This is a genomic window from Vibrio navarrensis (genome assembly GCF_000764325.1).
Taxonomy (GTDB): Bacteria; Pseudomonadota; Gammaproteobacteria; order Enterobacterales; family Vibrionaceae; genus Vibrio; species Vibrio navarrensis.
On sequence record NZ_JMCG01000002.1, the window covers coordinates 209421 to 235621 of the forward strand.

General features: G+C 48.8%; 24 protein-coding genes and 1 pseudogene. 6 read left to right on the forward strand and 19 right to left on the reverse strand.

Translation table 11 applies throughout. From position 1 onward, the window contains the following. Nucleotides 1–28 precede the first annotated feature (28 nt). The 8 genes from EA26_RS15310 to htpX all read right to left on the reverse strand — a co-directional run bounded on the left by EA26_RS15310 (nucleotide 29) and on the right by htpX (nucleotide 6661). Nucleotides 29–613, reverse strand: coding sequence for a chalcone isomerase family protein (locus EA26_RS15310; protein WP_081947161.1), 585 nt, complete (start codon nucleotides 611–613; stop codon nucleotides 29–31). Continuing rightward, nucleotides 582–1088, reverse strand: a complete 507-nt coding sequence (locus tag EA26_RS15315; protein ID WP_226978259.1) for a DUF2878 domain-containing protein — start codon at nucleotides 1086–1088, stop codon at nucleotides 582–584. Before EA26_RS15315 ends, EA26_RS15310 begins: the two co-directional genes overlap by 32 nt. Next, nucleotides 1085–2344 carry an SAM-dependent methyltransferase gene (locus tag EA26_RS15320; RefSeq protein ID WP_039429697.1) on the reverse strand — a complete coding sequence of 420 codons (1260 nt, stop codon included), beginning with the start codon at nucleotides 2342–2344 and terminating at the stop codon, nucleotides 1085–1087. The genes EA26_RS15315 and EA26_RS15320 overlap by 4 nt, the downstream gene beginning before the upstream one ends. Continuing rightward, complete coding sequence (locus tag EA26_RS15325) at nucleotides 2338–3156, reverse strand: DUF1365 domain-containing protein (RefSeq protein ID WP_039429700.1); 819 nt, start codon at nucleotides 3154–3156, stop codon at nucleotides 2338–2340. The genes EA26_RS15320 and EA26_RS15325 overlap by 7 nt, the downstream gene beginning before the upstream one ends. Further along, the gene (locus EA26_RS15330) at nucleotides 3156–4439 is read right to left on the reverse strand and encodes an NAD(P)/FAD-dependent oxidoreductase (protein ID WP_039429702.1); all 1284 of its coding nucleotides are present in this window, start codon (nucleotides 4437–4439) and stop codon (nucleotides 3156–3158) included. The genes EA26_RS15325 and EA26_RS15330 overlap by 1 nt, the downstream gene beginning before the upstream one ends. Nucleotides 4440–4454: 15 nt before the next feature. Then, the gene (locus EA26_RS15335; protein WP_039429704.1) at nucleotides 4455–5180 is read right to left on the reverse strand and encodes an SDR family oxidoreductase; all 726 of its coding nucleotides are present in this window, start codon (nucleotides 5178–5180) and stop codon (nucleotides 4455–4457) included. Beyond that, on the reverse strand, nucleotides 5177–5596 hold the full coding sequence (locus EA26_RS15340) for a nuclear transport factor 2 family protein (RefSeq protein ID WP_039429707.1): 420 nt from the start codon (nucleotides 5594–5596) through the stop codon (nucleotides 5177–5179). The genes EA26_RS15335 and EA26_RS15340 overlap by 4 nt, the downstream gene beginning before the upstream one ends. 195 nt (nucleotides 5597–5791) lie before the next feature. Then, the gene (gene htpX / locus EA26_RS15345) at nucleotides 5792–6661 is read right to left on the reverse strand and encodes a protease HtpX (RefSeq protein ID WP_039429709.1); all 870 of its coding nucleotides are present in this window, start codon (nucleotides 6659–6661) and stop codon (nucleotides 5792–5794) included. A 321-nt stretch (nucleotides 6662–6982) separates the two neighbouring features. On the opposite strand from htpX, the gene EA26_RS22065 reads away from it, so the two are divergent. Further along, nucleotides 6983–7150 carry a hypothetical protein gene (locus tag EA26_RS22065; RefSeq protein WP_167520851.1) on the forward strand — a complete coding sequence of 56 codons (168 nt, stop codon included), beginning with the start codon at nucleotides 6983–6985 and terminating at the stop codon, nucleotides 7148–7150. A 72-nt stretch (nucleotides 7151–7222) separates the two neighbouring features. On the opposite strand, the gene bioD is transcribed toward EA26_RS22065, so the two are convergent. From bioD to bioB, 4 genes are read right to left on the reverse strand one after another with little or no spacing between them, the layout of a single operon-like run. Further along, nucleotides 7223–7906, reverse strand: a complete 684-nt coding sequence (bioD, locus tag EA26_RS15350) for a dethiobiotin synthase (protein WP_039429711.1) — start codon at nucleotides 7904–7906, stop codon at nucleotides 7223–7225. After that, on the reverse strand, nucleotides 7903–8703 hold the full coding sequence (bioC, locus tag EA26_RS15355) for a malonyl-ACP O-methyltransferase BioC (protein ID WP_039429714.1): 801 nt from the start codon (nucleotides 8701–8703) through the stop codon (nucleotides 7903–7905). The genes bioD and bioC overlap by 4 nt, the downstream gene beginning before the upstream one ends. Further along, on the reverse strand, nucleotides 8700–9857 hold the full coding sequence (gene bioF / locus EA26_RS15360) for an 8-amino-7-oxononanoate synthase (protein ID WP_039429716.1): 1158 nt from the start codon (nucleotides 9855–9857) through the stop codon (nucleotides 8700–8702). The genes bioC and bioF overlap by 4 nt, the downstream gene beginning before the upstream one ends. After that, nucleotides 9841–10893: a biotin synthase BioB gene (bioB, locus tag EA26_RS15365; RefSeq protein ID WP_039429718.1), complete on the reverse strand. Its 1053-nt coding sequence runs from the start codon at nucleotides 10891–10893 to the stop codon at nucleotides 9841–9843. Before bioB ends, bioF begins: the two co-directional genes overlap by 17 nt. 141 nt (nucleotides 10894–11034) lie before the next feature. Between bioB and bioA the strand changes: the two genes are divergently transcribed. Then, the gene (gene bioA / locus EA26_RS15370) at nucleotides 11035–12315 is read left to right on the forward strand and encodes an adenosylmethionine--8-amino-7-oxononanoate transaminase (RefSeq protein ID WP_039429720.1); all 1281 of its coding nucleotides are present in this window, start codon (nucleotides 11035–11037) and stop codon (nucleotides 12313–12315) included. Between the two features lie 44 nt (nucleotides 12316–12359). On the opposite strand, the gene serS is transcribed toward bioA, so the two are convergent. The 5 genes from serS to lrp form a co-directional block, all read right to left on the reverse strand. Beyond that, on the reverse strand, nucleotides 12360–13667 hold the full coding sequence (gene serS, locus EA26_RS15375; protein WP_039429724.1) for a serine--tRNA ligase: 1308 nt from the start codon (nucleotides 13665–13667) through the stop codon (nucleotides 12360–12362). A 91-nt stretch (nucleotides 13668–13758) separates the two neighbouring features. Continuing rightward, a complete protein-coding gene (locus EA26_RS15380) occupies nucleotides 13759–15108 on the reverse strand; it encodes a replication-associated recombination protein A (protein ID WP_039429726.1) in 1350 nt (449 codons plus the stop codon). 6 nt (nucleotides 15109–15114) lie between these two features. Then, nucleotides 15115–15711: an outer membrane lipoprotein periplasmic chaperone LolA gene (lolA, locus tag EA26_RS21775; RefSeq protein ID WP_039429729.1), complete on the reverse strand. Its 597-nt coding sequence runs from the start codon at nucleotides 15709–15711 to the stop codon at nucleotides 15115–15117. A gap of 70 nt (nucleotides 15712–15781) precedes the next feature. Further along, on the reverse strand, nucleotides 15782–18655 hold the full coding sequence (locus EA26_RS15390; RefSeq protein ID WP_039429732.1) for a DNA translocase FtsK: 2874 nt from the start codon (nucleotides 18653–18655) through the stop codon (nucleotides 15782–15784). Nucleotides 18656–18800: 145 nt separating this feature from the next. Continuing rightward, nucleotides 18801–19295 (reverse strand): leucine-responsive transcriptional regulator Lrp, encoded by a 495-nt coding sequence (gene lrp / locus EA26_RS15395; protein ID WP_039429735.1) that lies wholly within the window; start codon nucleotides 19293–19295, stop codon nucleotides 18801–18803. A 156-nt stretch (nucleotides 19296–19451) separates the two neighbouring features. On the opposite strand from lrp, the gene ald reads away from it, so the two are divergent. Beyond that, nucleotides 19452–20576, forward strand: coding sequence for an alanine dehydrogenase (gene ald, locus EA26_RS15400; RefSeq protein ID WP_039429737.1), 1125 nt, complete (start codon nucleotides 19452–19454; stop codon nucleotides 20574–20576). A 129-nt stretch (nucleotides 20577–20705) separates the two neighbouring features. Here the strand turns inward: ald and EA26_RS15405 are convergent, their stop codons facing one another. Further along, nucleotides 20706–21911 (reverse strand): methyltransferase, encoded by a 1206-nt coding sequence (locus tag EA26_RS15405; RefSeq protein WP_039429739.1) that lies wholly within the window; start codon nucleotides 21909–21911, stop codon nucleotides 20706–20708. A gap of 55 nt (nucleotides 21912–21966) precedes the next feature. Beyond that, a complete protein-coding gene (gene cysB / locus EA26_RS15410; RefSeq protein WP_039429742.1) occupies nucleotides 21967–22941 on the reverse strand; it encodes an HTH-type transcriptional regulator CysB in 975 nt (324 codons plus the stop codon). 336 nt (nucleotides 22942–23277) lie between these two features. Here cysB and EA26_RS15415 point away from each other — a divergent pair, with 336 nt between their 5' ends. The 3 genes and pseudogenes from EA26_RS15415 to EA26_RS15425 all read left to right on the forward strand — a co-directional run bounded on the left by EA26_RS15415 (nucleotide 23278) and on the right by EA26_RS15425 (nucleotide 26118). Continuing rightward, a complete protein-coding gene (locus tag EA26_RS15415; RefSeq protein ID WP_039429744.1) occupies nucleotides 23278–24042 on the forward strand; it encodes a hypothetical protein in 765 nt (254 codons plus the stop codon). Nucleotides 24043–24111: 69 nt separating this feature from the next. Further along, a complete protein-coding gene (miaE, locus tag EA26_RS15420; RefSeq protein WP_039429745.1) occupies nucleotides 24112–24891 on the forward strand; it encodes a tRNA isopentenyl-2-thiomethyl-A-37 hydroxylase MiaE in 780 nt (259 codons plus the stop codon). A gap of 138 nt (nucleotides 24892–25029) precedes the next feature. Next, nucleotides 25030–26118 (forward strand): annotated as a pseudogene (locus tag EA26_RS15425) (IS256 family transposase). Nucleotides 26119–26201: the final 83 nt, after the last annotated feature.

Sequence of the window (26201 nt, forward strand, 5' to 3'; positions counted from 1 at the left end):
CCATTCGCTGGTAATGTCAATGTCCATTTCATCGGCTTACCTGCCCTATCAGTTGTTGACGAAGCTGCGGATAATTGCTCTGCGGCGATAACCAAATGGATAAAAAAGCGTCATTGAGCTCTTCATCGGCCACATAGCCAATCACTTCGTAGTCACTTTGCGCCAAGCGTTTAAACATCAGTTGTCCAGTTTGCCCGTTGGTCAAATAGGTCAGGCTATCACCCGTTTGAACATCCGGAAAAAGCTCACTGAGGACCGCTATCCAACGTTGTTGCGCCGCTTTCGAAAAACCGAGTTTTTGCCACTGCTGCTGCGTTGCTTTGAGCAGATCTTTTTGGCTGATATCACGCAGGTAATTGATCTCCAGAGCTAATGGATGAGGACTGACATCCGCCCCCTGTTCAAAACGCCCGGTTGAGGTCAAAAGGCGAGACTGGTAGATATCAAAAAACAGCCAGCTTAGCTGCGCCTCGCCAACGGTGCGCCATTGGCGCCAATTCTGGGTATCCGCACCGCTCAGTTGCGCTTTCACCGGCAACGCAACGCTCATCACAATAAACATCATTGCAATCAGTGTGTGCTTAACACGCGCTTTCACGAACGAAATTTTCATTGTCGTATACCTTGAGTATGCAAAACGTTATCAATATCCACTGCATCAACAAAATGAAGGCCGTCAGCAAAAAGCCGTAACCAAACTGCACCGCGCCCAACTGCTCACCCGCGATGTAACTCAACGCGCCTGCGATGCCGCCAATCAAACAGACTTGCGCGCGGCGAAAGCGTCTGATAACCGAAATGAGCTGGCTGGCATACCAAGCAAACAGCCACCACAAGCAGACCATCCACAGCGGTAACGCATCGGAGACAAAGTTGAGCAGCTCAACTTGCTGGTTTATGCTGTCCAACACTATGCCACTGATGGCAACTATAGCGATGCTTTTCAGCTGCCGAGGCTGGGTTTTCCAACTCCACAGCAAGGTGGCAATCACATAGCCGAGCGCTGCCCACTGCCAAGTCTCTTTGCCGAGCACGCACAAAAACCAGCCAAGTTGAAACCAAGTCGAGACAAGCAACAATCGCATCATGCAGGCCGCTGAAAAGTCATGTGCACTGTGCTGATGGTGCGTGCTAAAAAGCCCCCTTCACAGTAGCTCAGGTAGTAGCGCCACATGCGAATGAAGCGTTCGTCATAACCCAAAGCACGCACTTCAGTTTCGGCTTGATTAAAGCGACGGTGCCAGTGTGCCAAGGTTTTGGCATAGTCGAGGCCGATATCGTAAAGATCCCTCAACAGCAAGTCGCTGTGTTGTGTGGTTGCCTGAGTCAACGAGGTCACGGAAGGCAAAAAGCCACCGGGGAAAATGTATTTCTGGATGAAATCGACGTTATCGCTGTAGTACTCATAACGCTGATCGGCGATGGTAATAGCCTGAATCGCCATCAGACCACCGGGTTTCAGCAGTGATTGGCAGGTCTTGATGTAAGATGGCAAGTACTGCTTACCCACCGCTTCAATCATTTCAATCGAAACCAGCTTGTCAAATTGACCGCGCAGATCGCGATAATCTTGCTTGAGCAGGGTGAGCTGCTCAGACAAGCCAAGCTTGTCGACCAACTGCTGGGTGTATTCGTATTGCTTCTCAGAGATGGTGGTGGTGGTCACCTTACATCCGTAGTGCTTAGCCATGTAGACCGCCATCGCTCCCCAGCCTGTGCCGATTTCGATCACGTGGTCACTGGACTTGAGTTTCAACTGTTGGCACAAACGATCCATCTTTTGGATTTGCGCTTGCTCTAAGCTGTCGGTCTCCTGCTGAAAAATCGCCGACGAGTAGAGCATATTTTCATCAAGAAAAGCACGATAGAGATCGTTACCAAGATCGTAGTGCGCATGAATGTTCTTTTTCGAGTTTTGCTGGGTATTGCGATTTGCCCAGTGGGCCATTTTATACACTAGCTTGCTCAGCCAGCTACTTTGCTCTTCCAAACCGTCTAAGGCCGCTAAGTTGAGGGCCATCAGCTTCATCAGAGCCGTGAGATCCGGGCTGTCCCACCAACCGTCCATGTAGGCTTCTCCGGCAGCAATACTGCCACCGCGTAACACACGCGAGTAAAAGCCGGGATGTTTGACTTCGATCGTCGCAACGACATTTGTCCCAGAGAGATCGTTACCCGGGGTACCAAAGCGCTCGCTGCGTTCGCGACTCTCAGTGTGAAAGCTTTCAATAACGGTCAGAGTGCCCGTTTCCATCTTCTGCAGACATTGGAAAATGATTCTGCGCGCCGCCTTTTGCGTGGTAGAGAGCTGACGAGGCATAACCATGGATGACGTATTTAGCATGCAGAATTCTCCTTGCGCTTTTTATTTTTTGTCTCTGTTGCTGACGTTTGCTTGTCTGGGTGCGAATCAGACTGGTATTTAGGATGGGAATAAAAGGGAGCCCCTTTTAGCCACAGCTTTAACGCATGCCAATAAATACCGAACACCACTTTTACTGTCTGGCTCGGCATTTTGATCAACTGCATCAACAAGTTTTTGCTGTTGAATGGCAACGCTTTCATCGCCATGGTCGCATCGAAGTGTTTTTCGCCTTTGTGGCACTCAAGATGAACACTCAAGTGATCACCAAGTGGTTTCAGTCGCCATTGATATTGTTGATCGAGTGGGTTAAACGGCGACACATGGAACGCTTTTTGTTGCGTCCAACCATATGTTTGGTCGTCTTGATTGGCAGACACCGCATAGTAGTGGCGCTCATTCCACGGTGTGTTACTCACTTCCGCCAACATGTAGCGCCAGTTCCCCTCAGCGTCATGCAAGTAATAAAAATTGACCGGACTGAAGTAGAGCCCGAGATAACGTAGATGACAGACTGCGATCACTTTCCCCTGGCAATCGACCCCAGTCAGTTGGCGTACTTTCTCTTGCACCGCCGTTTTTAGATCGCCGCTGCCTAGGTAGTCACTGCGTTTCCATCTCGCCCAATGCCACCAGCGCTGGCCGAAACCCCAAACGGACTGCTGCAATGTTTCCAGCTCATCGAGATCAATCGCTGGCATAAACAGTGGGTAATTCAACGCGTGTTGTACCGGCGTAAAGCGCCTATGACGCACAGTGCCGACGTACAACTGACTTTGGGCTGGGCTTGCCATCATGCCGCTCCTTTGTGCTGCGCCTCAGATTGCGCTGCAGCAGAGATTGCTTTCACCACGTCGAGCGCACTGCGCACGCCATCTTCGTGAAAACCGTTGTACCAATAGGCGCCGCAAAACCAAGCTTGATGTTGCCCTTGGATCTCTTCACGACGTGCCTGAGCGGCAATCGACTGAGTGGTAAAGACCGGATGGTGGTAGACAAAACGGCGCAGAATTTTGTCTGGTTGAATCGCTTCGCTGCGATTTAGCGTGACGCAAAACGTGTGCTCTGATTGGATATGCTGCAAGATGTTCATGTTGTAAGTCAGTGAAGGCAGGCGCTGCGCTTCTTCGGCATGACCATCTAAAAAATAGTTCCATGAGGCCCAAGCGGCTTTGCGTTTGGGTAATAACGAGGTGTCAGTATGCAGAACCACTTCATTGGCTTGGTAGGCCATATCCGACAAAATCTCGGTTTCCGCTGTGCTGGCATCGTGCAACATGTGCAACGCTTGATCGCTGTGGCAGGCGAAAATCACTTGATCGAACCACTCGGTTTGGCCATTGACATGCAGTACCACCTTATCCGCTTGGCGCACCACTTTGCTGACCGGGCTATTTAAACGAATCTTATCGGCGAAACCTTGTGTCAGTGGAGGAATATACGCCTTGGAGCCCCCCTTAATCACGTACCACTGTGGGCGGTTGGTGATGTCCAACAAGCCGTGATTGAGGAAAAAACGCAAGAAGAAAGTCAGCGGAAACGCGCGCATGTCAGCCAAAGTCGAAGACCAGATTGCTGCGCCCATAGGCAGAATATAGTTATCACTAAAATAGTCACTGAAGCTATGTAACTGCAAAAACTCGCCGAGTGTCTGCACTTGCGCTGAGGAATCCTGCGCCGCCTGCTTGGCCAGACGGTTGAAGCGTAAGATTTCGCCGATAAAGCGATAAAACTGTGGCTTAAACCAATTGCGTTTTTGCGCAAACAGCGTGGTGGCGGTGTGTCCGTTGTACTCTAGACCATTGCTGTCGTTGCGCACACTGAAACTCATCTGCGTCGGCAAGCCTTGCACACCAATTTCGTCCATCATTTTCATGAAGTTGGGATAGGTGCGGTCGTTATAAACGATAAACCCAGTATCAATCGCGTAGTTCTGGCCATCTTTTTCTATCTCCACGGTGGCGGTGTGACCACCGACATAATCGTTGGCTTCGAACAAAGTGACATCGTGCTCTTTGTGTAGGTAGTAACCGCAGGTGAGCCCTGAAATTCCAGTGCCTATAATCGCAATCTTCATGCTTGATCCTTATTATTAAACAGCAGTTTTGACGTTAGCCACCTTTGCCCAGCGATAAGGCAAGCAAGCGATTAAACGTAGGATGGTGGTAAAGCCTGCGGGGAAATAGAGGAACTCTTTGCCCGCGTTCAGTTGAGTTCGAATGGCTTGTGAAGCTTCATCGACCGATATCATCATCGGCATAGCAAAGGTGTTTTTATCGGTCAAAGGCGTTTGTACAAAACCCGGGAAAACCACCGAGACGGTGATACCTTTAGGTTGCAAGTCAAGAGCCAGACTTCTGGCAAAGTAGCTCACTGCGGCTTTCGACGCGCCATAAGCTTCTGCTCTTGGCAACGCAAGCTCTGAGGCAATCGAGCCGACAATCACTAATCGATGCTCTGCTTGAAAGTGATGTTGGCAACCCTCAATGCAGTTCACCACGCCCATCACGTTCACATTCATCACTCGTGCCACTAGTTTGGCATCCACCACGCCATGGTCGAGGTATTCGCAGTCGCCAGCGTTGAAAATCCACATGCTTGGGGTAAAAGGCAGAGCCGCCAAAGCCTTTTTCGTCTGCTCATAGTCAGTGACATCAAACTGCAAGCAGGAAATACGGGGGCTGTGTGCCGCTAACTCATTCAATGCGGCTTGGTTACGCCCACACGCAATCACGTCAACGCCACTCGCCGCGTAATCTTGGGCAAGTTTTTTGCCGATGCCTGAGGTCGCGCCAGTGATTAAAACCGCTGTACTCATTGCCCTAGCCTCTTTTTAATCGCCTTAATGACACTACCGAGCAGCGGCAGATGTTCATAAAGCATTTCGCCAAGATCAAAGTAGTCGCGGTGATAAATCACCTTACCCTCAGAAAAACGTAGATGGGAAACGCCCTGCACTTCAATCGCACAGCCTTGTTTGAGCTTGGGGTGTTGCAGTGTCATGGTCCAAGTAATAAAGCCTTTGTCTTCCATTTGGCAGCGCTCATGGATAGAGAAATCACAGCGAATCACATTGCGATACAAAGCCTGAAAGTAATCAAATAGATTGGAAAAGCCTTCGAGACGATGCGCGGCATCTTCAAACACCACGTCTTGGTGGTAAATCTGCTCAAGTAAAAACAGATTGTCCTTACTCAAGGTTTGATAACATTGCGCCACCCGTGATACATCCATTAACACCGCCTCCCAGATTAGTTGTACAACTTTTATCTACGTACAAGATAGAACAGCTTGTCAAAGTTGTACAAGAATTATTTTGTATAAGTATCTTGTGCAATTTGATACGCAAAAAAGAGAGGAAGCGATCACTGAATATGAAAAAGGCTTGGTTTTTCAACCAAGCCTTGAGTAAGAGCAGATGCACTGGGGTTAGAACTGTCCACCACGTAGAGCAGAGATTCGTTTATCCAGTGGCGGGTGGCTCATCAGCAGTTCAGTCAGCGACTGTTTACCATTGATGCCAAACGCCATCATAGTGCCATCCAGTTTCGACTCTTGGCTGATCTTCAAACGCTCCAGCGCCGCAATCATTTTCTCTTTACCCACTAAGCGAGCCGCGCCTGCATCAGCGTGGAACTCACGGTGGCGGCTGTACCACATGGTGATAAAGCTAGCGAGGAAACCAAAGACCAACTCCAGAGCGATAGAGACACCAAAGTAGACCATCATGTTGCTGCCTTCGCCCTCTTCATCGTCGTTTGAAGCCACCATATTGGCAATAAAACGCGATAGGAAGATAACAAAGGTGTTCACCACGCCTTGCATTAACGTCATGGTCACCATGTCGCCATTGGCAATATGGCTCACTTCATGGGCCAAGACCGCTTCAGCTTCATCACGGGTCATGTTATGCAACAGCCCGGTTGAAACGGCCACCAGTGAATCGTCACGTTTCGCCCCTGTGGCAAACGCATTGATGTCTGGTGAATCGTAGATGGCCACCGTCGGCATACCAATGCCCGCTTGCTGCGCCTGACGGCTAACCGTTTGCAGCAACCAATGTTCGGTTTCGTTACGTGGGCTTTCAATCACCATGCCGCCAACAGAGCGCAATGCCATGCTCTTTGACATCATCAGCGAGATGAACGCACCACCAAAACCAAACACCGCCGCCATAACCAGTAACCCGGATAGGCTGCCCGGTTTCATTCCGGTAACGGCGTAAACAATATTCAACACTAAGCTCAGTACCAATACGACAGCTAGGTTGGTGATTAAGAACAACATGACTCGCTTCATGACTTTTCTCCAGGGAAGCTTTTTACTTTAACGTCAGTGTGATCTGACTTCTTTGACTGATAGATATAGTCTAATTTTTTTAAAACAAGGTTAAGCGATAAATTGCAACATTTGTTTACTAATAGATGGTGGGTAATGATGTATAAAATAGGCAAAAATAACGCATAGTTATTTAAACAAAATCGTTAGACTTTGGTCTTATTGTGGTTCTTGTTGATCATGATAGATTCTCTAGCAGACAAAACAACGTCGATGAATTCTCGAAGTACGGCTAGGTAGGGAATTGAGATTGACGTCATCCATCAAACTAAGGGAATGATTATGGTAGAGTCAAACAACTATCAAATGGCGATTGATCTATTGTGCTGCCATCTGGGAATTTCTGAAGAGGAAGCGAAGCAACAACTAGGCATTTCGACAGAGCAGCAGGTTGCCAAGCAAATCTCTGATACTCAGCAAGCTCTTATGGGGCTGGTGCAAGACAAGTAAGTTTTGAATACGCAAGAAGGGCTGCCAACAGGCAGCCCTTCTTCTTTTTATTTGAGCGATTATCTTGGCACGTTATGCCCCAAGTAGTGCAGTGACATCAATGTACTTACCCAAATCTTTGCGCTTGGCTTTGGGAATATAAGGAATTTCTCCGAGCTTAGGCACCGCTAAGCGCGTTTCCAACATTTCAATGATGTCGGCATAGTGTTCGGTCCCCGGATTCACTCGATTGGCCACCCAGCCAATCAGGTTCAAGCCGTCGGATTTGATCACTTCTGCCGTTAACAGCGCGTGACTTAAGCAACCTAACTTGATACCGACCACCAAAATAACGGGCAGTTGTTCTTGTTGTACCCAAGTAGACAAACTTTCTTCATCTGAGATGGGCACACGCCAGCCGCCAGCGCCTTCGACTAACACCACATCGGCATTTTGCTTATGCTGCGCCAACTTGTCACTTAGAAGGGCATAGTCAATAGTGACCTGTTCATGTTTCGCCGCAATGTGAGGAGAAGCGGGTAGCTCAAGCGCATACGGGTTAACATCCTCATAAGCAACGTCAACTGTTGCAGCGGCTTGCAGGTGCAGCGCATCGGAATTTCGCCAACCTTCGGCCGTTTTTTCACTGCCCGCAGCCACGGGCTTGTAACCGATCGTTTTTACCTCTCTCGCTGCCAACGCATGAAGAATGGCTTTTGAAGCCACGGTTTTGCCAACATCGGTATCCGTACCTGCAACAAAAAATGCCCTACTCATATCTCTATAACCCCTAAACAAACCTTATAACTGGCCGGTACATGCCCCAGATGGTTTTGAAATGTTTGATACTCGCGCTCAACCTGCGTCAATACTTTGCGGCTGGTTAAACCATGTGAACGACCACTTACGTGATTCGCCCCAATACCTTTGAGATCTCGCATCACGGCAAACGCTGATGGGTACCAAACTGTGATGTCGGTCAAGTCTAGATGATGGTTATGGCAATGAGATTGCGCTAACGCAATTTTTACCTGATTGGCGGAGATGAAATGGTTGACGTGTTGATATGCATCAATTTTTTGCCACGCGGTTTTCAGCTCCAGCAGTGAACCATCCAACAATGTGGAGAAAAACGCCATGCCTTTTGGCTTGAGCACGCGTTTGATTTCTCTCAGCGGATAGGCCAAATCCTGGCACCACTGCAAAGCCAAGCTGCTAAAAACGTAATCAAATTTAGTGGCAGAAAAAGGCAAAGCTTCGGCATCAGCAACCTGATAGGTGACGCGCCAATCGCCACAGCGTTTGCGAGCCGTTGCTAACATCTGTGGCGAGAGATCAGCGCACACCACCGAAGCTCCCCTATCTCGCAGCAACTCTGAGAAATAGCCAGTACCGCAGCCAAGATCTAAAACACGCCGCCCAGTGAGGTCTTCTGGCATTTTCTCCAGCAACCGATGACCCACATCACGCTGAAACGCCGCGTGTTGATCGTAAGTTTTCGCTGCTTTACCAAACGCCAAGGCAATCGCCTGTTTATCGCTATTGGCTGTGTCGGTTAATAATGCTTGCTTCACTTGCTCTCTCCCATCGCCTGCAGCAAACTGCGAGCCAGCACTTTAAGTTGCTCGGTATTGTGGTTAGCGGTGAGGGTAATTCTCAAACGCGAAGTTCCTTGTAAAACGGTTGGCGGACGAATCGCCGTCAGCCATAAGCCTTGCTGGCGACAGTGCTCAGAGACAGCCATCGTGCGTTGTGCATCACCTATAATCCAAGGTTTTATTGGTGTCGATGTATCAACGTAGCCCGCCTCATTTTTCAGCAACAGAGCATACGTTTGTTGCAACTCATCTAACTTTTCTCTTCGCCAACGTTGCGTACGTATCATCTCAATCGCGTGGGTTAAGGCAAACGCCTGAGCGGGTGGAATCGCCGTCGAATAGACATGATGACGGGCAAATTGGGCCAGATAGTCGCCAGTGGATTGGTCGCATAAGATCGCCGCACCAGACAAGCCAAACGCTTTGCCAAAAGTGACCACCAAAAGCTCTGGTTTAATCGCAGCCAAATCGCAACTGCCCCGCCCTTCCTCGCCAAGCACGCCAATGCCGTGGGCATCATCGATCGCCAGCCAAGCGTTTTTTTGCTTGGCGACCTGAGCAATGTTTGCCAACGGAGCGAGATCGCCATCCATACTGAAAACGCCCTCAGTAACCACGAGGCTGCACCCTTTTGCATCCAGCAAAGTATCGAGATGACGAGTGTCGTTATGCTTCCACCGTTTCATCGTCGCGGACGAAAGGTGGCCAGCTTCCTGCAAAGAGGCGTGATTAAGTTTATCTTGGTAAAGAAAATCGCCTTTTTCTAACAAACTGAACAACATGGCTTGATTGGCCGCAAAGCCCGAGCCAAACAAGATGGCCCGTTCAAAGCCTAACCAATCGCATAAGGCTGCTTCAAGGTTGCTGTGCGCCGGGGAAAACCCCGTCACCATAGGCGACGCGCCACTGCCACAGCCGTATAAACTCAGTCCTTGCTGCCATGCGCGCACTAGTGACTGGTCGTTTGCTAAACCCAAATAATCATTGGCAGAGAAGTTGATATAGCGTTTGCCATCACATTCGAGCTCGGTTTGGTTGCCAGAGAAAATCACCTGAGTGCGCCGGCTCAAACCTTGCTGCGCTCTTTGCGAAAGCGCGCCTTCAATTCTGGACTTAAACGCTGGCGTCATAAAACAGGTCGTCTTTCGCCGGACGAGCAGCCACTCGTTCTACCACGCGATCAAGCAAGTCGTTTTCTTCAATTTCATCCGGTTTTTGCGACACTTGCTGGCGGTTAATCCCCAGCTTGTTAAACAGCAACATGTCTTTGTCTTCGGATGGATTGGGAGTGGTCAAAAGTTTGCAACCGTAGAAAATGGAGTTGGCACCCGCCATAAAACATAAGGTTTGCATCTGCTCATTCATATTTTCACGGCCAGCAGAGAGACGTACCGCCGATTGCGGCATCATGATGCGGGCGATGGCAATTAAGCGAATAAAGTCAAAAGGATCGACATCTTCTGCGCTTTCCAGAGGCGTCCCTTTGACTTTGACCAACATATTGATCGGCACACTTTCCGGATGAACCGGCAAGTTGGCTAATTCCACCAGCAATCCGGCGCGGTCATGGGCACTCTCACCCATGCCAATGATCCCGCCAGAACAGATTTTCATTCCCGCGTCACGCACGTGAGAAAGTGTATCTAGGCGATCTTGATAGGTGCGAGTGGTGATGATGTTGCCGTAAAACTCTGGCGAGGTATCAAGGTTATGGTTGTAATAATCAAGGCCCGCTTCGGCAAGCTGGTTCGCTTGCTCAGGCGTGAGCATACCCAGCGTCATACAGGTTTCTAGCCCCATCCCTTTAACCCCTTGGATCATCTCTTTGAGCAGCGGCATATCACGCTCTTTCGGATTTTTCCACGCAGCACCCATACAAAAACGCGTAGAACCTGCGTTTTTCGCTTTCTGCGCGGCATCCAGCACCCGCTCGACTTCCATTAAGCGCTCTTTCTCAACGTCAGTTTGATAACGAGCACTCTGCGGGCAATACTTGCAATCTTCAGGGCAAGCGCCGGTTTTAATCGACAGCAAAGTGCTGACTTGCACTTGGTTGGCGGGATGGTAATGACGGTGAACTTGCTGCGCTGCAAAAAGCAAATCCATAAAAGGCTTATCCATTAGCTCACGCACTTGTGCATGAGTCCAGTTGTGACGTACTTCCACGTGTATTCCTTGCGTAACTTTTTGTTAAGTCGTTTTCGTTTTGTTGACAGTCTACTGAGTCCCGATAAACTGTCAACGAAATCAAACACAACAAAGTTTACATTGGGTTATTTTTTAAACATCAAATTATTGGAACAACACATGGATTTAGCCTTCGACCGCCGCCACATCTGGCATCCTTACACTTCAACCTTAACACCTCTGACCTGCTATCCGGTCAGTGCCGCGCAAGGTGTGACACTGCAGTTAGAAGACGGTCGAACGCTGGTTGACGGTATGTCCTCATGGTGGTCAGCCATTCATGGCTATAACCATCCACACCTTAACGCTGCGGCGCACGCTCAGATTGATCGAGTTTCCCATGTCATGTTTGGTGGCATCACGCACCAACCCGCCATTAATCTGTGCAAGAAACTGCTATCACTCGCACCGAGCAACCTTGAGCACGTATTCTTAGCCGATTCGGGATCGGTGGCTGTAGAAGTCAGTTTGAAAATGGCGTTGCAATATTGGCACGCCAAAGGTGAATCTCGACCTAAATTCCTCACGTTACGCCACGGCTATCACGGTGATACGTTCGCCGCAATGTCGGTCACCGACCCTGACAACTCCATGCACTCTTTATACAAAGGCTTTTTACCGGAGCATATTTTCGCCAACTCGCCCACGGTCGGTTTTTGGGATGAGTGGAACCCAGACGATTTAGCCCATTTCACCGAGCAAATCAACCAGCATCATACTCAGTTGGCGGCGGTGATCTTAGAGCCTATCGTCCAAGGCGCTGGCGGCATGCGCATCTATCATCCTGAGTTTTTAAAAGGTGTCCGAACGCTTTGTGACCAATATGGCCTGCTGCTGATTGCCGATGAAATCGCCACGGGTTTTGGCCGCACAGGCAAGCTCTTTGCTTGTGAACACGCTGATGTTCAACCGGATATTTTGTGCGTAGGAAAAGCGTTGACGGGCGGTTATATGACGCTGTCCGCTACCTTGACCAGCAAACAGGTCGCCGACACCGTGTGCAGCGGGGAAGCTGGCTGCTTTATGCATGGACCAACATTTATGGGCAACCCCCTCGCCTGCGCGGTTGCAACGGCGAGTTTAGAGCTAATCGAACAAGGAGATTGGCAGAAGCAAACGAGTGAGATTGAGCGACTGTTTTCTCAATTACTACCATCACTGCAAGCTTACCCAATCGTCAAAGAGACGCGCTGGCTAGGCGCGATTGGCGTGGTTGAAACTCATCGTCCAGTCAATATGGAAGAGATCCAAGCTCTGTTTGTCGAGCTCGGCGTGTGGATTCGTCCATTTGGCAAACTGATCTATATCATGCCGCCCTTTATCAGTGAGCGAGAGCATATTGAAAAACTGGTCAACGCCATCGAGAGCGCGTTACAAAGAGAAGAGTGTTTTTTGATATAAAAAAACCCAGCGCAGAGGCTGGGTTTGATATTGATTTGATCAAATTAACCGATGTGCGTTGCGCCGCCCATGTATTTCTGCAGCACTGTTGGGATGGCAATACGACCGTCTGCTTCTTGGTTGTTTTCAAGAATCGCAACCATGGTACGGCCAACGGCCAAACCAGAGCCGTTTAGAGTATGCACCAGCTCTGGTTTCTTCTCTGCTTTACGACGGAAGCGTGCTTGCATGCGACGTGCTTGGAAATCCCACATGTTTGAGCATGAAGAGATTTCACGGTAGGTATTTTGCGCAGGCACCCACACTTCTAAGTCGTAAGTCTTGTGAGAACCGAAACCCATGTCGCCAGTACAAAGTAGCACTTTACGGTAAGGTAGCTCGAGCAGCTGCAGTACTTTTTCTGCATGACCAGTCAGCTCTTCCAAGGCGTTCATTGAGTCTTCAGGTTTAGTGATTTGAACCAGTTCCACTTTGTCGAACTGATGCATACGGATCAAACCGCGCGTATCACGACCATAAGAACCTGCTTCAGAGCGGAAACACGGCGTATGTGCCGTCATCTTGATTGGCAGATCCGCTTCGTCCGTGATGGTATCGCGCACTAAGTTAGTCACAGGAACTTCAGCCGTTGGAATGAGAGAAAGCTTGCGCGGCTCTTCGTCACTGGCTTTTTCCGTCAACGGCTCAGTATGGAACAGATCCTTACCAAATTTAGGCAGTTGACCAGTACCGAATAGGCTGTCTGCGTTAACTAGGTAAGGCACATACATTTCTGTATAGCCATGCTCTTCCGTGTGCAGATCCAGCATAAACTGAGCGATTGCACGGTGCAGACGGGCAAACTGACCTTTCATTACGATAAAGCGTGCGCCCGTGATTTTTACTGCGCTGGCGAAGTCTAAACCACCGCCCATTTCGCCTAGGTCAACGTGATCTTTCACTTCGAAGTCGTAAGTTTTCGGCTCACCCCAGCGAGAGATTTCTAGGTTGTCGTTTTCATCTTTGCCATCTGGTACTTCATCGGCTGGCAGGTTTGGAACAGAAAGCGTGATCTCTTCCAGTTTTGCCATCAACGCGTCAAGCTCGACTTTCTTCGCATCCAGATCAGAACCTAGAGAACCGATTTGCTGCTTAACCGCTTCTGCACCTTCTTTGTCGCCAGCGGCCATAAGCTGACCAATTTGCTTGGAGATGGAGTTACGCGTGGATTGTAAATTTTCAACTTCTACTTGAATGGACTTACGTTGTTCTTCAAGTTCACGAATAGTCTCTACGTCCAGCTTAAAGCCACGACGTGCCAGTTTAGCAGCTGTTTCATCCAGCTCTGTACGAAGTAATTTAGAATCCAGCATTGTTAATCCTATGCTTTTTGTTGTGAAATGACGTGCTCAATCCAGACGAACACGTTGAAAAAATTAACCGAATAAATGTATCCAAAAACGCCTACTTTTCATAGCGCTTTTGTGGGCTATTTGCGTCTAAATTAGCCAGGTAATCTAACTTTTCCGCGATTTTGCCCTCTAAACCGCGGTTTGTTGGCTGATAGTACTTACGTGATGCCATTTCTAATGGAAGGTAGCGTTCTCCCGCAGCGTAAGCCCCGGGCTCATCGTGTGCGTAGCGATAGCCTTCACCGTAGCCGAGATCTTTCATCAGTCCGGTTGGCGCGTTGCGCAAATGGAATGGCACCTCATATTCGGGCAAGTTGTGGGCATCGGCCAGCGCTTGTTTCCACGCGGTATACACGGCATTGCTTTTCGGCGCGCAGGCTAAGTAGACGATCGCCTGTGCGATCGCGCGTTCACCTTCTGCCGGACCTACACGGGTGAAACAATCCCACGCGGCGAGTGCCACTTGCATCGCTCTTGGATCCGCGTTACCAACGTCTTCAGACGCAATCGCCAGCAGACGGCGGGCGATGTAGAGTGGATCACAACCTGCGGCAATCATGCGCGCAGCCCAATACAAGGCCGCATCGGGATTCGATCCGCGAATCGACTTATGCACCGCGGAGATCAGGTCGTACCAAATATCGCCTTTGTTATCAAAGCGGGAGACTTTTTCTCCCGCCACTTCGGCCAACAGCGCCAAGGTGATCTGCTTTTCGCCTTGCGCATTCTCTTCGGCCATGTCGTAGAGCAGTTCCAGATAGTTGAGTGACATTCTCGCGTCACCATTCACCAACTCAGCGAGGCGACTTAGAACGTTGTCGGCAAAATACGCAGAAATGTTACCCAAGCCGCGCGACTTATCCTCGATTGCTTGACGCAGAGCAAGCAAGATTTCATCGCTACTAAGTGACGCGAGCTTGTACACTCGCGCTCGCGACAGTAATGCGTTGTTGAGTTCGAAAGAAGGGTTTTCCGTGGTCGCGCCAATAAACGTCACCGTGCCATCTTCAATGTGGGGCAAAAAGGCATCCTGTTGAGATTTATTAAAACGGTGCACCTCATCGACAAACAAAATGGTTCGTCGCCCAGCAAGTTTGTTTTCACGCGCTTTTTCAATCGCCGCACGGATCTCTTTGACCCCCGATGTCACCGCAGAAACACGCTCTACTTCCGCATTGGCGTAGTTTGCGGCCACTTCAGCCAAGGTGGTTTTACCCGTGCCGGGTGGGCCCCAAAGAATCATCGAGTGCAAATGGCCGGCTTCCAATGCTCGGCGCAGCGGCTTTCCCGGCCCGAGAATATGTTGCTGACCGATATACTGCTCTACCGTTTCTGGCCTCATACGAGCAGCAAGGGGACGAAAATCCTCGTCCCCTGAAAAATCTAACGTGTAATTGGTCACGAGCGATTAATTCCTTTGATCATCCACTTCCACTCCCTCTGGAATGGCGAAGGTAAATCTGTCGGCATTCGGTTTGCCCAGCTTTACTTGGCTGAACTTGAACAGCCCTTTTTGGCCGTCTTGCTCAATCACATTAAAGCCATTGACTATGCCTTTGGCGTCGATATCGATTTGAAACTGGCCTTGAGTCGAATCGACTGCTTTCGGAATTAAGGTAAAGACATTGCCTTGTTGCTCAACGCGATAATTCTGCCAATCACTGGCTCGATTGCGTGTTAGTAGTACAAAGGGGGTTTGCTCCGTCGCTTGCTCTTGCCAGTAAATGCTGACCTGTTCAATAAAAGGGCTGTAGTACCAGAGCGTTTTGCCATCGGAAACTAACAGGTTTTCATCCGGGAAAGCGGTGTTCCAGCGAAACAGACTCGGACGAGCAATTTCAACGGTTCCTTCCCCTTCCATAATGGTTTCCCCTTCGGGGCTGAGGACCGTTTGGGAAAATTGGGCGCTAAAGCCATCGTTGATCGCCAAGCGGTTGCTGAGCTCCTCCTGTGGGGAAGCCATTACCGACGCGCTTAGAAACATCAACGTAAACCATTTCTTCATTTTTCTACCTTTCTACAACTTGTGGCGAGAAAACTCGTGTTATTGGACGGCGATTCAATCCGTAAGTTCATTAATCTCTGGGTGGCGCGGGAGCTAGGACTTCTCGATTGCCGTTATGGCCCGGCGCGCTGACAATGCCCTGCGCTTCGAGTTGCTCTACGATCCGTGCGGCTCGGTTATAACCAATTTTAAAGCGACGCTGAACGCCAGACACAGAGCCACGGCGCGATTGAACCACATGCTCGACCACCTGATCGAACAGCGGGTCCAACTCATCGTCGCTTTCCATCTGCTCTCCCGGCAACAGTGCATCGGGGCCTTGATCGCCGCTGACAATCTCTTCGATATAATTGGGTTTGCCACGCGCTTTCCAGTTATTTACCACGGCATGCACATCGTCATCGGAAGCAAACGCACCATGAACGCGAATCGTGTGACTTGAACCGGGAGGCAGATAGAGCATATCACCCATTCCCAGTAACGACTCCGCGCCACCTTGGTCCAAAATAGTTCGTGAGTCCGTTTTGGTTGACACGGTAAACGCCACTCGGGTTGGAATGTTTGCTTTGATTAGACCCGTGATCACATCGACCGAAGGACGCTGGGTCGCGAGGATCAAGTGGATGCCTGCGGCGCGCGCTTTTTGCGCCAAGCGAGCAATCAGTTCTTCCACTTTTTTACCCACCACCATCATCAAGTCGGCAAACTCATCAACCACCACCACAATGTAGGGCAGTTTTTCCAGCAAGGGCGGCTCCGTATCCATGCTATCGCCTTCTTTCCACAACGGATCGTGAATCGGATGACCCGCTTCTGCGGCCATTTTCAGCTTTTCATTAAAGCCTTTAATGTTACGGACACCCATCACTGACATCAGTTTGTAGCGACGCTCCATCTCACCCACACACCAGCGCAGCGCATTAGAAGCATCCTTCATGTCGGTCACCACTTCGGCTAACAGATGCGGAATACCTTCGTAGACAGACAACTCAAGCATTTTCGGGTCGATCATGATAAAGCGCACCTCTTCAGGGCTAGCTTTATACAGCATGCTCAGGATCATCACGTTGACCCCGACAGATTTACCGGAACCCGTGGTACCTGCCACCAGCACGTGTGGCATCTTAGACAAATCGGCAACCAACGCTTCACCCGCAATATCTTGCCCCAGCACCACGGTGGTCGGTGAGGTGGCCTGCTCAAACTGAGGGCTCGCAATCACATCAGAGAGATAGACGGTCTGGCGGCTCATGTTGGGCAGTTCGAGACCGACGTAAGGCTTGCCGGGGATCACCTCGACAACACGCACCGCCATAGCAGACAGCGAACGCGCCAAGTCCATCGATAAGCTGGATATACGACTAACCTTCACCCCTGGCGCCAAATCCAACTCAAAACGCGTAATCACAGGGCCGGGGAAAATCCCCACAACGCGCGCTTTAATTTTGTAGTCGGCCAGTTTTGATTCCACCAAACGCGCAATGTGCTCCAGCGCTTCTTTATCGATGAAATTTTCTCGCTTTTCTGGATGATAAAGCAGCTCTAACGTCGGCAACGGCTCTTGTGGTACAGGCAGGTTCTGCTCTTTTTTCATCAAGAACGGATTGTTTGCCCCTGCCATGTTTTGCTGTGCTTGGCTGACCATATTCTGAAAAGCGGTGACATCTTCATCAGCTTGAGACTCTTCTTCACTCTCGTCATTTTCATAAGACGCAGATGTCTCTGTTTCTGACAAAGACCACGATTGCTGCTCAAGCGGAGTTTGCGCTTCATACTCTTCTGCCTCTTGCATCCAAGGCGGTGAATCGAGATCGTCTTCCAAGCTCGACATTACTGGTTCACGTCGATGCGGCTCACCCATTTCATCCCCGATTTTATCCAGCTCGGAGGCCGAAATGACAGGCTCAAACGATGGCTCATCTTGAAGCCATAGCGGCTCTGCGTTCTCTGGCGCTGGTTCTACGGGTGACGCTGTAGGCTGCGAATAGAGGGGCGATTCAGTTGGCATGTCATCAGCAAACATCGCCTCTTGTTCCAACTCCTCAATCGTCGCCGTCAGCTTTTGACTGCGCGTTTCTTGCGGCATTTCTGGCGCAATGTCTGCGTGGTAATTGGCCTGAGAAGGCATATGAATGGGATAGTTAGTTTGCGGCGAAGCGGCCACAGCGGACTCTTCAAGATATTCTTCATCATGGTGCTGCGGCAAGTCTTGCGTTTTCTCGCTCACATTAGGCGTATCTAACGACTCACGTTCTAAGCTGATATTTTGTAACTGAGGCTCCAATGTCTCACCCGCGTCACCACGCACTTTGTTGACTAGCCAAACAAACAACCCAATAGCCAGATTGCCGAGCGATTCAACAATCGCTAACCAAGAAATCCCAGTCAGCAAGGTAAAGCCCGCCCCCCATAAAAAGAGCAACACTAACGTGGTGCCTAATAAATTGAGCACAGGCAAGGCTAAGTTAGTCAATACATCGCCAATCACGCCACCAGAAGAGAAATACCAGATATCATCAAAGTTGATGTCCGCCAAACCACAGCTGGTCAGGATCAGAATCACGAGACCAAGTAAACGCGTTCCCCAAAGCATCAGGTCGATGTGTTCGTCTTCGTCTCGTTTGCGGAAGAATACCCACGCAGCGATGGTGAGTAACAAAGGAAGTGGGTAGGCCAATAAGCCAAAAGCAAAAAAGAGGGTATCGGCGATCCAAGCGCCCAAAATGCCGCCGGCATTGCTAATTCCCCCGCCCCAAGCCGTTTGCGACCAAGAAGGATCGGCTGGGCTGAAAGTGATGAGTGCTATCGCTAGAAAAACAGAGCTGAGCACGCCGAGGATCAGACCGCACTCTTTGAGACGTTGAAAACCGTTCAGACGGGAAGACTGAGGCTCTTCGCTTGTTTTTATAATCGTTTCGACTTTCTTCGCGTTCTCTTTGAACATAAATCAACTTGAATCATTATTAATCTGAAACACTCCGAGCGGCCAAAGCCGCTCGGATTAATAAGTTGATTTAACCACATCGAAAGGAAAAACCCAACGTCTCGTCTGCGAAAGCAGGCATATAACCTGCTTTCCTTACAAGAATTTAACGGGTTTTAATCACCAGCTGATTGCTTTGCTTCACTTCTTCCATAACGACGTAGGTTCGCGTGTCGTTCACACCAGGTAGGCGCAAAAGCGTGTCACCCAACAATTTACGGTAGGCCCCCATGTCAGATACACGAGTTTTCAGCAAATAGTCGAAGTCACCAGAAACCAGATGACACTCTTGGATATCATCAAGCTTTTGCACTGCGGTGTTGAATTGCTCAAACACATCCGGTGCACCACGGTTTAACGTAATCTCAACAAATACCAATAGAGAAGCGTCAAGATACTGAGGGTTTAACAACGCGGTATAACCCGTGATGTAACCTTGACGTTCGAGACGGCGCACACGCTCCAAACACGGCGTTGGCGAGAGGCCTACGCGTTTTGAGAGTTCTACGTTTGAAATTCGACCATCTTTTTGCAACTCATTCAGAATGTTGCGGTCGATACGGTCTAGATCCTTGGACGGCTTTTTGTAGTTGTCTGCCATTTTTTATTCCACCTTATTACTTCCTTGCAAAAAAATATACTACAACTTTTTAATATTCAGTATCAAATTTCATTTAAACCCACCTATACTAGGCGTTAATTCGACAATACTACCCTACACATAGTCAATACAACCATAATAACTTAAGGAGTCAGGATGATTATTGGCGTTCCAAAGGAAATCAAGAACCATGAATACCGTGTTGGCATGATCCCAGTCAGCGTGAGAGAAGTGATCTCTCATGGTCACCAAGTGTTTGTTGAAACTAATGCCGGCGCAGGCATCGGTTTTTCAGACGATGACTATATTGCTGCAGGCGCATCCATTCTTCCTACTGCTGCTGACGTATTTGCGAAAGCAGAAATGATTGTAAAGGTTAAAGAACCTCAAGCTGTCGAACGTGCAATGCTTCGTGAAGGGCAAATTTTATTTACCTATTTACACTTAGCCCCAGATTTTCCACAAACTGAAGAGCTAATCAAGAGCAAAGCTGTCTGCATAGCCTATGAGACTGTAACAGATCATATGGGTCGCTTGCCACTACTCGCACCGATGTCTGAAGTTGCTGGTCGTATGTCTATCCAAGCTGGTGCACAGACTCTTGAGAAGTCTCACGGCGGTTGTGGTCTTCTTCTGGGCGGTGTACCTGGCGTTGAACCAGCAAAAGTCGTTGTTATCGGCGGCGGCGTTGTGGGCGCGAACGCAGCGCGCATGGCGGTTGGTCTACGTGCGGATGTCACTATCCTTGACCGTAGCGTAGACACGCTTCGTAAACTGGACGAAGAATTCCAAGGCCGCGCTAAAGTGGTTTATTCTACAGAAGATGCGATCGAGAAGCACGTTCTAGAAGCGGATCTTGTTATCGGTGCCGTATTAATTCCGGGTGCAGCAGCGCCAAAACTGGTAACCAAAGAACACATTGCGAAAATGAAGCCAGGCTCGGCGGTGGTTGACGTGGCGATTGACCAAGGCGGCTGCTTTGAAACATCTCATGCGACCACTCACGCAGAACCGACTTACATCGTTGATGATGTGGTTCATTACTGCGTGGCCAACATGCCAGGTGCAGTTGCACGTACGTCCACTTTCGCATTGAACAATGCCACCCTCCCTTACATCGTGAAACTGGCTAATCTGGGTTACCAGCGCGCACTGACTGACGACAAAGGCTTCTTAAAAGGCTTGAACGTCATTCACGGCAAAGTCACTTGTAAAGAAGTTGCAGACAACTTCAACCTTGAGTACATCGCACCAGCTGACGCTATTGCTATGTTCAACTAAGGTTACTCCGCTAGTCGAACACTCGGCTAGAGACGCAAAAAGCTCGCCACTGATGCGAGCTTTTTTTATTCTTTTATTCATATAAATTATGAAAAAACGATCTATCAAAAAATCAATTTCACAGCAATGTCACTTGGTAGGTGCCATTTTTCGCGCTTGGATCAGCAGATTCCTTGGTGTAACCCTGCGTTCGCAAAAGGTGAACAGATCGACATGATAGCCGTGCTGCTGCAAAAAAAGCACTCGATCATAGACTAGCCACATTTCCAACGGACGCTGAAAAATTTGCTGCACTAAGCTCAATCGCTCCATACGCCAGAAGCGCTCTTCACCCAATGTTTCAAAACGGTCATAATCGACCTTAGGCCAACACAACGACTTTTGCGTCGCGGCCCAGCGGCAAAATGCTGCAAAACCTGCATTTAATTGCGATTTTTTAATACTGGGCACAGGCACGTACTCTTGCAGCTGCAACTGCTCTCGGCATATCAAGTCAAAAGCAAGTCGATAAATCATTTCCTGCTCACGTTGGCGTTTGACGCGCTCACCACCGGTAACGGTTTGTTGCAAAGGAATGCGTAGCTCTTTTTTACTCAGCTTCAGTTTGGATTGCTGCGCGGGTATCGATAACGCTTGATAAGCTTCATCCTGAATTAAATGATAACAGCAGGGCGCAATGCTCATTGCGGCAACGTTAGCGCTCGTACCGTTCTGTATCAGGCGGACATGAAGATCACCGCACGCGTGCAGTGCAACCGCGTGTTGATTGGGGTGAAAAAACCGCTTAGATCGCTCATCAAACGCATCGCCTTGAACAAACGACATCGCCAAATTGAGCTCGTCCGCCGCTTTTTGGCCCTCTTCACACAAAGCATGCTGATATTCAAAACTAGTAACAGGCTGCTGACTTTCGCCCGCCAACACGCGTCCGAGATATCCTTTTCCCGCGCACCATTCTAACCACGAATCACCAGCGTGGTGATCCAGACAAACGGCGCCCATCGCGGTAATTTGCTGCAACTTTCGACCTGGAATACCGTTGCTAATCATCGATGATAGGCTAATTTGCCTTTTGTTGAGCGAAGCAACATCCGCCATATCCTTGACAATAGATAAACTCGGGAAGAAAGGCTTTAGCTGCTCCTCCAGTATTTCTGGCTGTGTTTTAAGTTGTGCGATTTGCTGATGGCTCAACAGAGACAGCCAGTTGCAGAGTTCAGGATGGGAAGCTTGCCAAGGCAGTGTGTTGGCTAAACTGCGGTGAAAAGGTTCGAAGCGCCAGAGATCTTCGTTTTCCAGCAACCAGTCGTTTATGAAATGAAATTGAGCTTGCATACTTCCCCCAAAACAAGCAGGTATTTTGGAGGAAGTCGATACGCTTGGAAAGCGTTTAGCGGATAGGTAGAACGATATCTTTAAACATTTCTTCAATTTCCGCGTTCGATTTGAGCGAAATCGCCTGCTCAACCACTGGGCGAGTCAGGTGCGGTGCAAAACGTTCCATAAAATCATACATATAAGAGCGCAAGAAAGTCCCACGACGAAAACCGATACTGGTGGTGCTGGCACCAAACAGGTGGCTGGCATCAATCGAGACCAAATCTTTATCCTGCTCTTTATCGACTGCCATGCTGGCAATCACACCAACGCCAATTCCCATACGCACGTAGGTTTTGATCACATCGGCATCCGTCGCGGTAAAGACGACTTTCGGAGTGAGGCCGACACGATTAAACGCCGTATCTAACTCAGAGCGCCCTGTGAAACCAAATACGTACGTCACCAATGGGTAAGTGGCTAAATCTTGAATAGTTACTTTCTCTTTGCGCGCCAGCGGATGATCTTTCGGCACGACAATTGAACGATTCCAGTGGTAGCAAGGTAACATAACGGCATCTTGATAGAGGTGTAGTGCTTCAGTCGCAATGGCGAAATTAGCCGTGCCTTTGGCAATGGCTTCTGACATTTGGCTTGGCGTGCCTTGATGCATATGCAGAGAAACTTTCGGATAACGGGCAGTGAAGCCTTTAATCACATCAGGTAACGCATAGCGGGCCTGAGTGTGGGTCGTTGAAATGTTCAGCGTACCCATTTCCGGATGGGTGTGCTCACCAGCCACGGCTTTGATGCTTTCTACTCGCGCGAGAATTTCTTGGGAAATCCGTACGATGTCCTCACCCGCTCGGGTCACTTGCGTAAGATGTTTTCCACTTCGCTCAAAGATTTGAATACCCAGTTCATCTTCCAGCAATCGTACTTGCTTACTGATACCCGGCTGTGAGGTATACAGACTCTCTGCTGTCGCAGACACATTGAGATTGTGATTGACAACCTCAACGATGTATTTCAGTTGTTGCAGTTTCATAGTCGCCTCGTAGTCCGTTACTCATAACTAAACTTCATCCACATGAGTAAAAACCATGCATTTTAGGTTCTCAAATATAATAATAGGTTATAACGTGGATAGCGTATAAAGAACAGCGAAATTACAAAGTTTCTATCCCTTCACAGCTCAGGACGCGACCAGACGACTATTTTGTAATCCACGCCTCATTCTTTACTTAGATTCGTAAGTTTTGATTACTAATCCTTTTCAGAACAGCAATAATCACTAAGAATATGATTAATAGGTGCATGAACGCCTTGTGTTCGTGTATCCTTACTTGTTAGCCGTCAATAATAAAAGCAGACACACACAGATATGAATATTGGTTTAATTATCGCTTTGGTCGCCGTATTACTGGTTTTAGTTCTTGGTTACAACATCATGCTCCAGTACAAGGTCAAAGTGGAAACCGCGAAACGACAAGAATCCGCCCGCTACGTTGCTATCATTGATGCCACAGAAGAGCTGATTGGTCATGCGCACCATATTCCTTTTAGCAAGGAATTGCTTGTCTGCCTTAACAATCGCATCTTGGATGCGCTGGAAAACATGGCGGCGTTAGATCCTAAGAGCAAACAACTCGCACAGCGAGTTGAAGGCATGAAGCAGCAAATTGAACATCTGAAGAACAACTATCAAGGCGGCGAAAGCACTGCGTTTAAAGTGCCCACCAGCGATAAGCAAGCCATTGTGATGCTCAAATTGGTTAAGCGTTTGCGTGAAACCATTCGAAATGAACACAACAAAGGCCGTTTTGAAACCCAAGCCTATGTAGAAGAAAACGCTCGTTTGGAAACCATGCAGATCCGCATTAACATTGAAAACGTGATTAAACGTGCCAATGACTCGATTGCTCGTGGGCAAGCTGGGACAGCGGTACAGCTGCTGCGTAAAGGCATTGACGTCCTCAGCACCAAAAACGACGCCTACTCCATCCAAGCCAAAGAGAAGCTTGATATGATGCTCAGTGAGCTCGATAAACGTCGTTCCGACAAGCACGCTGAAGAGTTGCAGCAGATGGAAGATAAAGAGCGCAATAACGATATGGATGCACTCTTCGGTGACAAGAAAAAGTGGTAGAATCCGCTTCCAGGTTTCCAATCAACAAGGTCGCCATTGGCGGCCTTTTTACTTTGTTAGAACAGAACTATGATCAGTCTCGATGCCTATCAGGAGCTACTCGCGCCTATCCACACTTTTTTGCACTGTGAAACACCGGATGAATGGGTTGAGCAAGCCAAAAAGCCAGAAAATCTAGCTACTATTTTGCTCGATCACTTACTGTGTGAGTTGAAAGCAGGCCAATCTGCCATGTATCTTATCCGCAAATACGCGGTTGATAAAGAAAGCGCACACACACTGCTGGATTGGTTTAAACCCTATGAAGATTTTGCGTATCGCGGGATTGGCTCGATTGAAACGCTCAAGGGAAAGAGCAATATTTCTAAAGCGATTATGGCCAAATCAAACTCACCCTACAGCCAAGAGCTGATAGATAAGATGGTGTTGCTTATCAAAGAAGAGCTGCATCACTTTTATCAGGTACTGGAAATCATGCAAAGCCGTGGGATTGAATATCAAAGCATTCCGGCCAGTCGCTATGCAAAAGGTTTGCTCTCACACATGAAGACTCACGAACCTGAAACACTGATTGATAAGTTGATCATCGGTGGCTATATCGAAGCTCGCTCTTGTGAACGCTTCGCCAAACTGGCTCCGCACATGGATGATGAAATCGCGAAATTTTACATCTCTTTGCTACGTTCAGAAGCAAGGCATTACCAAGATTATCTCTCGCTAGCCGAGCAAATCGCAGGAAAAGATATCAGTGCAAGAATCACCTACTTTGGCGAAATCGAAGCGCAGCTTGTCTCTTCGCCAGACGATGACTTTAAGTTTCATAGTGGTGTGCCGCTGTATATCAAGTGATGTAAGAGAAAATTACCTCCTTCTAAAAATGGTGGCTTTGTGTAAGCCCCCTGCAAGGAGGACTTTTGTTTAGTCTAGCATCGGTCGTGTTTAGAAATCTGTGTCATTTCAGGATGATATACAAAACAGGAATGCCACATGACCAAAAACTTCGATCTAGAGCAAGCCATTAAAGCCCTTCAGTCCGGCCAAGACCTGACTGGCAAAAATGGCTTCTTAACTCCTCTCATCAAACAGATCACCGAAGCTGCCTTGAAGGCAGAGCTGGAACAACATCTGGAAAATGATGAACAACCAAACCGAAAGAATGGCTCCAGCAAGAAAACGATTAAGTCTTCTGTAGGCACTTTTGAACTGGATACCCCACGTGACCGCTTAGGGTCGTTTGAACCGCAATTAGTTAAAAAAAACCAGACCAAGCTGACTGATGAGATCGACCGTAAGATCCAATCCATGTTCTCGCTCGGTATGAGCTACCGTGATATCCGTGGTCACGTAGAAGATATGTATGGCATTGATATCTCTGAGGCGACCATCACAGGTGTTAACGACCGTTTGATACCTGAGCTGAAGGAGTGACAGCAACGTCCGATCGATGCGCTCTATCCGTTTGTCTGGCTCGATGCAATCCACTACAAAATTAAAGAAGACGGACGCTATGTCAGTAAAGCGATATACACGATCCTAGGGTCAAACATTGAAGGTAAAAAGGAACTTCTTGGACTGTACCTATCAGAGTCAGAAGGGGCAAACTATTGGCTATCAGTGCTGACAGATTTGTATAACCGTGGCGTTGAAGATATCTTGATCGCCTGCGTAGATGGGCTAACAGGCTTTCCTGAAGCCAGTCTACCGTACTGTCAGCAAAGAAGCTGCTGAGATGGAGCTGGAGCGCTTAGAGTCGAAATGGGGTCAACAGTACCCGATCGTACTGCGTTCTTGGCGAAATAAATGGGAAAATCTATCGGTTTACTTCAAGTATCCGGAGTACGTTCGTAAGGCTATCTACACCACGAATGCGATTGAAGCGGTACACCGTCAGTTCCGTAAACTAACCAAGACTAAGGGCGCGGTTTCCCGAACGAAAACAGCTTGCTTAAGCTGCTGTACGCTGGGATATTGAACGCCTCCTAGAAATAGACAATGCCAATCCAGAACTGGAATATGACATTGTCTCAACTAGCGATCCACTTCGAGGGGCGCTTGGATGACGTCTTAGATATTTAGCCAAAATTAGCTGACACAGATTTTTGAACGCCCTCCTAGCACCGACTGTTGTTGCTTCACGCGCTTTTGTTTCTCTTGATGCC